At 71.7% G+C, this 7,254-nt stretch carries 7 protein-coding genes; 4 read left to right on the forward strand and 3 right to left on the reverse strand.

The window, feature by feature from the left end:
• Positions 1–1,307: 1,307 nt before the first annotated feature.
• A complete protein-coding gene (locus GFD30_RS21335; RefSeq protein ID WP_153027196.1) occupies positions 1,308–1,889 on the reverse strand; it encodes an ArsR/SmtB family transcription factor in 582 nt (193 codons plus the stop codon).
• Positions 1,890–1,979: 90 nt separating this feature from the next.
• Here GFD30_RS21335 and GFD30_RS21340 point away from each other — a divergent pair, with 90 nt between their 5' ends.
• The 3 genes from GFD30_RS21340 (at position 1,980) to GFD30_RS21350 (ending at position 4,447) form a co-directional block, all read left to right on the forward strand.
• Positions 1,980–2,615 (forward strand): hypothetical protein, encoded by a 636-nt coding sequence (locus tag GFD30_RS21340; RefSeq protein WP_153027197.1) that lies wholly within the window; start codon positions 1,980–1,982, stop codon positions 2,613–2,615.
• A gap of 81 nt (positions 2,616–2,696) precedes the next feature.
• Positions 2,697–3,284, forward strand: a complete 588-nt coding sequence (locus GFD30_RS21345; protein ID WP_153027198.1) for a TetR/AcrR family transcriptional regulator — start codon at positions 2,697–2,699, stop codon at positions 3,282–3,284.
• Positions 3,281–4,447: an FAD-dependent monooxygenase gene (locus GFD30_RS21350; protein ID WP_153027199.1), complete on the forward strand. Its 1,167-nt coding sequence runs from the start codon at positions 3,281–3,283 to the stop codon at positions 4,445–4,447. The genes GFD30_RS21345 and GFD30_RS21350 overlap by 4 nt, the downstream gene beginning before the upstream one ends.
• Before the next feature lie 147 nt (positions 4,448–4,594).
• Here GFD30_RS21350 and GFD30_RS21355 read toward each other — a convergent pair whose 3' ends face one another.
• On the reverse strand, positions 4,595–4,957 hold the full coding sequence (locus tag GFD30_RS21355; protein ID WP_153027200.1) for a MerR family transcriptional regulator: 363 nt from the start codon (positions 4,955–4,957) through the stop codon (positions 4,595–4,597).
• An 85-nt stretch (positions 4,958–5,042) separates the two neighbouring features.
• On the opposite strand from GFD30_RS21355, the gene GFD30_RS21360 reads away from it, so the two are divergent.
• Positions 5,043–5,765 (forward strand): SDR family oxidoreductase, encoded by a 723-nt coding sequence (locus GFD30_RS21360; RefSeq protein ID WP_153027201.1) that lies wholly within the window; start codon positions 5,043–5,045, stop codon positions 5,763–5,765.
• A 353-nt stretch (positions 5,766–6,118) separates the two neighbouring features.
• Here the strand turns inward: GFD30_RS21360 and GFD30_RS21365 are convergent, their stop codons facing one another.
• Complete coding sequence (locus GFD30_RS21365; RefSeq protein ID WP_153027202.1) at positions 6,119–6,991, reverse strand: NAD(P)H-binding protein; 873 nt, start codon at positions 6,989–6,991, stop codon at positions 6,119–6,121.
• Between the last annotated feature and the right edge of the window lie 263 nt (positions 6,992–7,254).

A 7,254-nucleotide genomic window follows, 5' to 3' on the forward strand; every position in this document is an offset into this window, starting at 1 on the left:
GGATCGACCGGTCGGGATCACCCCGCCGGCGGCAGTGCTCCAACGAGGCACAAGACCGGCAAGGCCATGGGAGACGACACTGACACAAGCACGACAGGATGACTCGGTGCTGCGGCCTGCGCGATAGCGCCCGGCCGGGGCATGAGCGAGTACCAGCCGATGTCGCTGCTGCCTTCACAACTCAACAGAGGATGCGCCAAGGAGCGCCGCAGGAGTGCGCACCGATCTGGTGAGAAGCCAAGGGAAGCGTCGCGCGAGCGTGCGCTCGGACGCAGCCGGACCGCCACAGGAGTGCGCACCGATCTGGCGAGAGGCGGGGAAGCGACGCGCGAGTGTGCGCTCAGGCCGCACCGGTCCACCACCGGTGCTGAAGGGACCGGGGCCCGGAGCGATCGGAGCCGATGGTGCCGCAGTGCGTTTGCGGCTGGCGAATCGGCGTCTGCCGGGGCCGGCTCGGTGTGCAGCGGAGCTGGACGGGTGGCGGATCCGAGGTGAGGCCGAAGTGGGCCTGGGTCCGTGCGGAAGCTGGTGCGCGAGCGCGCTTCGAAGCGCTGAGGCCGAACCGCCTCACTTGCCGAAGCGGCAGGGGCCGAGCAGGATCGGGTCCCGAGCTTCCCGGGGGAGCTGGGGGCCGGGGCGGCCGTGGTTGACCTGGGCCGGTTCGGTGGCGGTGGATCGGCTGCACCAACGCGGACCGACCCGGCGGCGGAAGCGCAGCGGCGGGGATACGGGGATGGCGCATGCGCGGTCCTGGCGTTGCGGTGCTGGAAGTGCCTCTGGCCTGGTGTGAAGCGGTGCCGGGCGGCCGGGCGGCCAGGGCCGGGCATGCATCGCCGAGCCGGGTCACTCGCGTGCCGTATCGGGCCCGAGCTGATCGGACGGGCGTGAGGGAGCCATCGGTGCCCGCCCGGACCTCGACCGGATCGCGACCCGGCCACCGGAGTGCACCCTCACCGCGCACTCGTCCGCTTGTCGCTGCCGGGTTGAACACCGACCACGACGAGGCCAGGGCGTGACCAGGTACCGGTTCGCAGGCCATTGATAAGGTTCGACGCCAGCTGAAGCGGACCCGGCCACGGCGACACACCTTCGACGCGCGCGGCTCAACCCGCCGTCGGTGCCTTGCGGACCTGGCGCGGGCCACAGGCACCGTGCGCAGACACGTGATGCGGTTCGACGCCGGTCGAAGCAGGGCAGGCCACGGCGACACGTCTCGGGTGCGTGCGGCTCGCAGGCCCCAGTTCGCAGGCGATTGATGGGGTTCGACGCCGGCTGCACGCCCTCCGAACCCGGCATCGCCGCCCGCGCTACGGTCCGTTCGACTCCTCGCCCCGGCGAGGCACCCGCGGGTCGGGAGCCGCGAACCATCTGACGATCACCGGTCGCGCCCCCGGCGGGGCGTCTTCCGGGCCGTGCGTGAAGCGCTGCAGCAGTTTCACGTACTCCTCGTGGAACTCCCGCATCTCCTCCAGGGTCATGTGCCCGCCGCCCCGGGAGCCCTGCGCCCATCCTTCGCGGTCCCCGCCCTGGGAGAACGCGGCCGCGAGCAGGTCCAGGTCCTCCTCGAACCGGGCCCGCAGCAGCGCTTCGGCAGCCATTCTGTCCTCATCGGACAGCGTCGCGAGGTCGGGCATGCGCCGGTCGGCCCGGACGGTCCGCCACCACCGCTCGCGGCCCTTCGCCAGCTCGGGCGCCTCCGCGATGAGGCCGGCCTCGGCGAGCCGCCGCAGGTGGTAGCTGGTGGTGCCGCTGCTCTCGCCGACGGCCTCGGCGATCGTAGTGGAGTTGCCGGGACCGTGGACGCCGAGGTGGTGCAGGATCCTGCGGCGCAACGGACTCGACAACGCCTTCAACGTCGCCGGCGACTGCTCTATCGGTCCCTCGGGCATGCCGCGATCATATCGGCCCCGTTTCGAAGCAATCCGAAAAGTTGCAGAGAAATACTTGCAAAGGAAATTCTGCAAGTCTAGGCTGAGGTCATGACCCTCCCGCGCTTCACCGCCACTTGTCTCTTGTTCGCCCCCATCGGCATCCTGCTCGGCTGGGCCGGGATGCGCCTCGGCGGCGGAGGAGGAGCCGAGCCGCTGTGGACCGTCGCGCACCTGTTCTGGCTGCCCTCGTATGCGGCCCTTGCCGTCGGCTTCGCCGGCATCCACCGGCTCATCCGCCCGCGGCGGGCCGCCGGCCGGCTCCTCGCCGGATCGGGCCTGGCCATGACCGTGATCGGCGGCCTCGCGATCGCGGCCCAGATGGTCGTCGACCTGGTCGTCGGCTTCGCCACCGCCGACCGCGACGCCATGGGCGACATGTTCGACCAGGTCCAGTCCGTGCCCGGCGTCGAACTCGCGGTCTACGCCGTCGGCCCGTCCCTGCTCTTCGTCGGCATGCTGATCCTGGTCGTCCAGGCGGCGGCTTCGCGACAGGTCCCGGCCCGCGCGGCGGTCCTGGTGTCGGCCGCGGTCGTCATCAGCGGTCTGGAGCAGGCCGTCGAGGTGCCGCTGCGCCTCATGATGCTCGCGGCCGTGCTGCTGCTGTGGCTGGCCGCCGTGCCGATCGCCCGACAGGTGCGCGAGGACGCGGCCGCAGAAGCGACCGCCGAGTCGCTCAGAGCCTGACGCCGCCCCTTTCGCGCGGCACGCCGGAACCGGCGCGCTATAGTTGGTCAATCGTCCAAGGCGATTGACCAAGGAGTGCGCATGGCCGGACCCACCAACGCCGAACGCGGACGCGACGTGCGCGAGCGGCTGCTGGCCGCCGCCCGCGAACTCATCGGCGAAATCGGGTGGAACGCGGTGAGCACCCGCATCCTCGCCGAACGGGCCGGCGTCCGGTCCGGCCTGGTCCACTACCACTTCGCGTCCCTCCAGGCACTCCTGCGCCAAGCCGCGACCGAAGCCATGCGCCCCATGCTCGAACAGGCCGCCGAGCTTGTCGCCGCGGCACCGAGCCCCGGCGACGCCGTCGAAGCGCTGCTCGCCGACATCGACCGGTTCACCGGCACCGACCCGACCTCGCTGCTGTTCGTCGAGGCGTATCTCGCTGCCACCCGCGACGACCTCCTTCGCGACCAGATGCACGAACTCGTCACCGATTTCCGCGCCGCCCTGACCGCGGCCCTGGCCCGCACCGGCCACCCCGCCCCCGAAGCCGCCGCGACCGTCCTCATGGCCGTCGTCGACGGCGTCCTCCTCCACAAGGGACTCGATCCGCAGCTGTCGGCCGGCTCCCTCGCGCCGCTGCTGCGCCGCCTCGCCGACCCCGAACCGAACGGAGCCAACGAATGAGAGCCCTCATCTGCGGCGCCGGCATCGCCGGCCTCGCCCTCGCCAACCGCCTCCACTACCACGGCTGGGACGTCCACCTCGTCGATCACGCCCCCGGCCCCCGCCCCCAGGGCTACATGATCGACTTCTCCGGCCCCGGATACGAGGCCCTGACCGCGATGGGACTGCGCGACCGCCTCCACGAGGCCGCCAGCCCCGTCAAGGAATTCCGCTACATCGACGCTCGCGGCCGCACCACCGTCGGCGTCGACTACGCGCTCTTCGCCAAGGCGCTCAACGGCGAACTCGTCAGCATCATGCGCCCCGCCCTCGAGCGGATGCTCCGCGAAAGCCTCCACGACGCGGTCGACCTGCGCTACCGCACCACCGTCGACCGCATCGACCCCGACCGTGCACACCTCTCCGACGGCACCGAAGTCGAAGCCGACCTCATCGTCGGCGCCGACGGCGTCCACTCCCGAGTCCGCTCACTCGTCCTCGGCCCCGAAGCGGACCACCTCCGCTACCTCGGCATGCACACCGGCGCCTTCGTCTTCACCGACCCCGACGTGTTCGCGCAGGTGCGCGGCCGGTTCATGCTCACCGAGACCCTCAACCGCCAGATGGGCCTCTACGGCCTCACCGACGACCGCGTCGCCGTCTTCACCGTCCACCGGACCCCCGACCCGGACCTCCCCGACGACCCGCGCGACGCCCTCCGGCGGCACTACACGGGCCTCGGCGACCTCGCCCAGCGCGCACTCGACCAGTGCCCGGACCCCGACCAGGTCTACTACGACCAGGTCGCGCAGACCCACCCGCCGCGCTGGGGCGACGGCCGGACGGTCCTCATCGGCGACGCCGCCGCCGCGGTCTCCCTCATCGCCGGACAAGGCGCCTCTCTCGGCATCGCGGGCGCGTACGTCCTCGCCGAGCGCCTCCAGCACGAGTCCACAGTGGCCGAAGGCATCGCCGATTACGAACGGCGCTGGCGCCCGGTCGCGAGCGACGTCCAACGCGCGGCCCGCGACCGCATCACCGAATGGTTCCTCCCGCGCACCCCGGCCCGGCTGCTCCTGCGCCGCTGGGGCTTCCGCGCCATGCACCTGCCCGGACTCGACCGCCTCCTGGTCGGCCCGCTCTTCCCGAAAAGCCACAGAACCGTCGCCGAACTCGCCGCCTGATCACCGGCCCCGGCACGCCGGAACCTGTCGCGGCCGCGCCCCGCGCATCCGGTCGTACCGGCCGCTGCGGACGGCCCCGCCGAACCGGTTGCGGCAGTGCCGGACCGGGATCGGCCAGACCGGCCCCGCGTGCCGCACCGGGACCGGTCAGCCCGGCTGGTTCGCCTCCCGGCCGTCGCCGATGAAGGACAGCATCGACTCGAAGCGGTCCTTCGTGGCGGCGATGGCGCGGTACTCGGCCTCGATGCGGGCGTGCTCCTCGTAGATGACGGCCCGCTGCTCCGGGGTGATCTCGTCGACGCTGCGGCACCGGCGGAGCTTCGCGATGGCCCGGCTCGGGAGCCCGTTCTCGAGCAGCATCCGGATCCAGCGGACCTGCTCGACGGCGTCCTCGGTGTAGACGCGCTGGCCGGCCGCGGTCCGTTCGGGCCGGAGGAGGCCCTGCTCCTCGTAGTACCTGATCGCGCGTACCGTCGCGCCCGTCGCTTCGGCCAGTTCCCCGATGCGCATCCGCGTCCTCCCGAGTCCTCGTCGATGTGGCGTCCGCCACCGTTCCTTGCCCCTGACGCCGACGTGAGGTCTTAGCTTCGACCGCATGGAAATCCAAGGATCAATCGCAATCGTCACCGGCGCCAACCGCGGCCTGGGCCGCCATTTCGCGGCGCAACTCCTAGAACGCGGCGCGGCCAAGGTCTATGCCGGATCGCGCCGGATCGAATCGGTCGACCTCCCGGGCGTCGAGCCCGTGCAGCTCGACATCACCGACCCGGCGTCGGTCGCGGCGGCCGCGAAGACCGCCTCCGACGCGACCATCCTCATCAACAACGCGGGGGTCGCGACGTTCGCCAACCTCATCGACGGCACTGAGGACGCGATCCGGCGCGAGATGGAGACCAACTACTTCGGCACGCTGAACATGGTGCGGGCCTTCGCCCCGGTGCTCGGCGCGAACGGCGGCGGCGCGGTGCTCAACATCCTGTCGGTGCTCTCGTGGCGCTCGGCCGGGATCGGGCACGCCTACTCCGCTGCCAAGGCCGCCTCCTGGAGCCTCACCAACGGGGCCCGGATCGAACTCGCCGCGCAGGGGACGCAGGTCGTCGGGCTGCACGTCGCCGGGATCGACACCGACATGCTCGCGGGCGTCGAAGCGAAGAAGAGCGACCCGGCCGACATCGCACGGGCCGGGCTCGACGGCATCGAGTCCGGCGCCCTCGAGGTCCTGGCCGACCCGGACACGGTCGAGATCAAGGCGTCCCTGAACGCCGACCCGGGCATCATCTACCCGGAGCTCGCCGCGGGCGTCGCCCAATCGCGCTGAGGCTGCGGCGGCGCCGCGCCTAGGCGCGCTGAGGCTGCCGCTACCCAGTGTCCAGGCGCCGCCGCTGCACCGCGTCCAGGCGCGCTGGCGCCGCTGTACCGCCTCCACGGCTGCACCGGGCCAAGGCACGCTGGCGCCGCAGTGCCGCCGCCAGTCCGGTCCGCCGTGATGGCCTGTCACCTGCTCGGGTGACAGCACGGCTCGCGGGTCCGATTCTTGTCGGACCCGCGAGCAAGGATGGCGCCTACGGTCCCCTGGGTGGGTGGGAGCTAGGGATGGTAATACGGCCTTAAGCTCTCAAGCGCCCTTGACGCCGAGCGCTTCGAGCACGCAACGCCGAGAGCCCTGACCACTCAGTCGTTCGCCGGGCCGGCCCACACGCCCGTCTTCGCCGTCTCAGTCGCCCAGGCGGCGAAGGTGATCGGTTTGCGGACGAGGACCTGCTCGACGTCGTTCGTCACGGTGGTCATGTTGCCGGCGCGCATGAACTCGTACATGAGGTTGAGGAACATGACCAGATCCTTCGGGAGACCCGCGGCGCGGAGGGCCTCGTCGTGCTCTTCGGGGGTCTCGGCACGGAAGGTCACCGGGCGACCCGAGGCGGCGGAGACGGCGGCCATCGCGTCGTCCATCGACAGCGACTCGGGGCCGCTGAGCTCGTACACCTTCCCCTGGTGGCCGTCCTCGGTGAGCACCGCGGCGGCGACCGCGGCGATGTCGGCCACCGCGATCAGCGGTTCGGTGGTGTCCTTCAGCGGCAGCGCCAGCTCGCCGGCCAAGACCGCCGGGTAGTAGTCGCCTTCGCTGAAGTTCTCGTTGAAGTTGTTGGGCTGCAAGACGGTCCACTCGATGCCCGACGCCTGGACGGCGGTCTGGGCCGCGAGCATGCCGATCGCCTCAGGGCCGACCCCGGCGTACTCGGCGAGGGCGTCGACGCGGCGTCCCGACTGGGTCACCAGGCGGCGGACGCCCGCCCCGACCGCGGCCGCGACGAACTCGTCCGCGGGGAACGGGTGGTCAGGCGGGATGATGTAGGCGGCGTCGACCCCGTCGAGGACGGCGTCCCAAGTGGAGCGATCGGTCCAGTCGAGCGGGATCGCGGTGCTGCGGGAGACCGCGCGGACGTCATGCCCGCCGGCGCGCAGGATCTCGACCAGGCGGCGGCCGACCTTGCCGGTGGCACCGGTGACGAGGATGGTGTCGTTCGCATTGCTGTTGTCGCTCATGCCTTCAGTCAACCGCGGATCCCGTAGCGGATGAATGCTTGCGGAGCCACGTTCGATGCGCGATCGTCTACGCGCGCGGGACGGGCACGGGCGTATGCGGAGCGGAATGGCGGGGCCGGGAGTCGGCGGGCGGTCGGGAACGAGCCGAGCGGAGGGCGGCGGCCGCGTCACGGACGCGGGGCGACCGGGCCGGGGGTGGCGACTCCCCCGGCCCGGCGCGGTCCCTGAGGCGTCGGGACCGCGGTGCCGCGGGCGGCTCGCAC

The sequence above is a fragment of the Glycomyces albidus genome, assembly GCF_009451885.1.
GTDB classification, from domain to species: Bacteria; Actinomycetota; Actinomycetes; order Mycobacteriales; family Micromonosporaceae; genus Glycomyces; species Glycomyces albidus.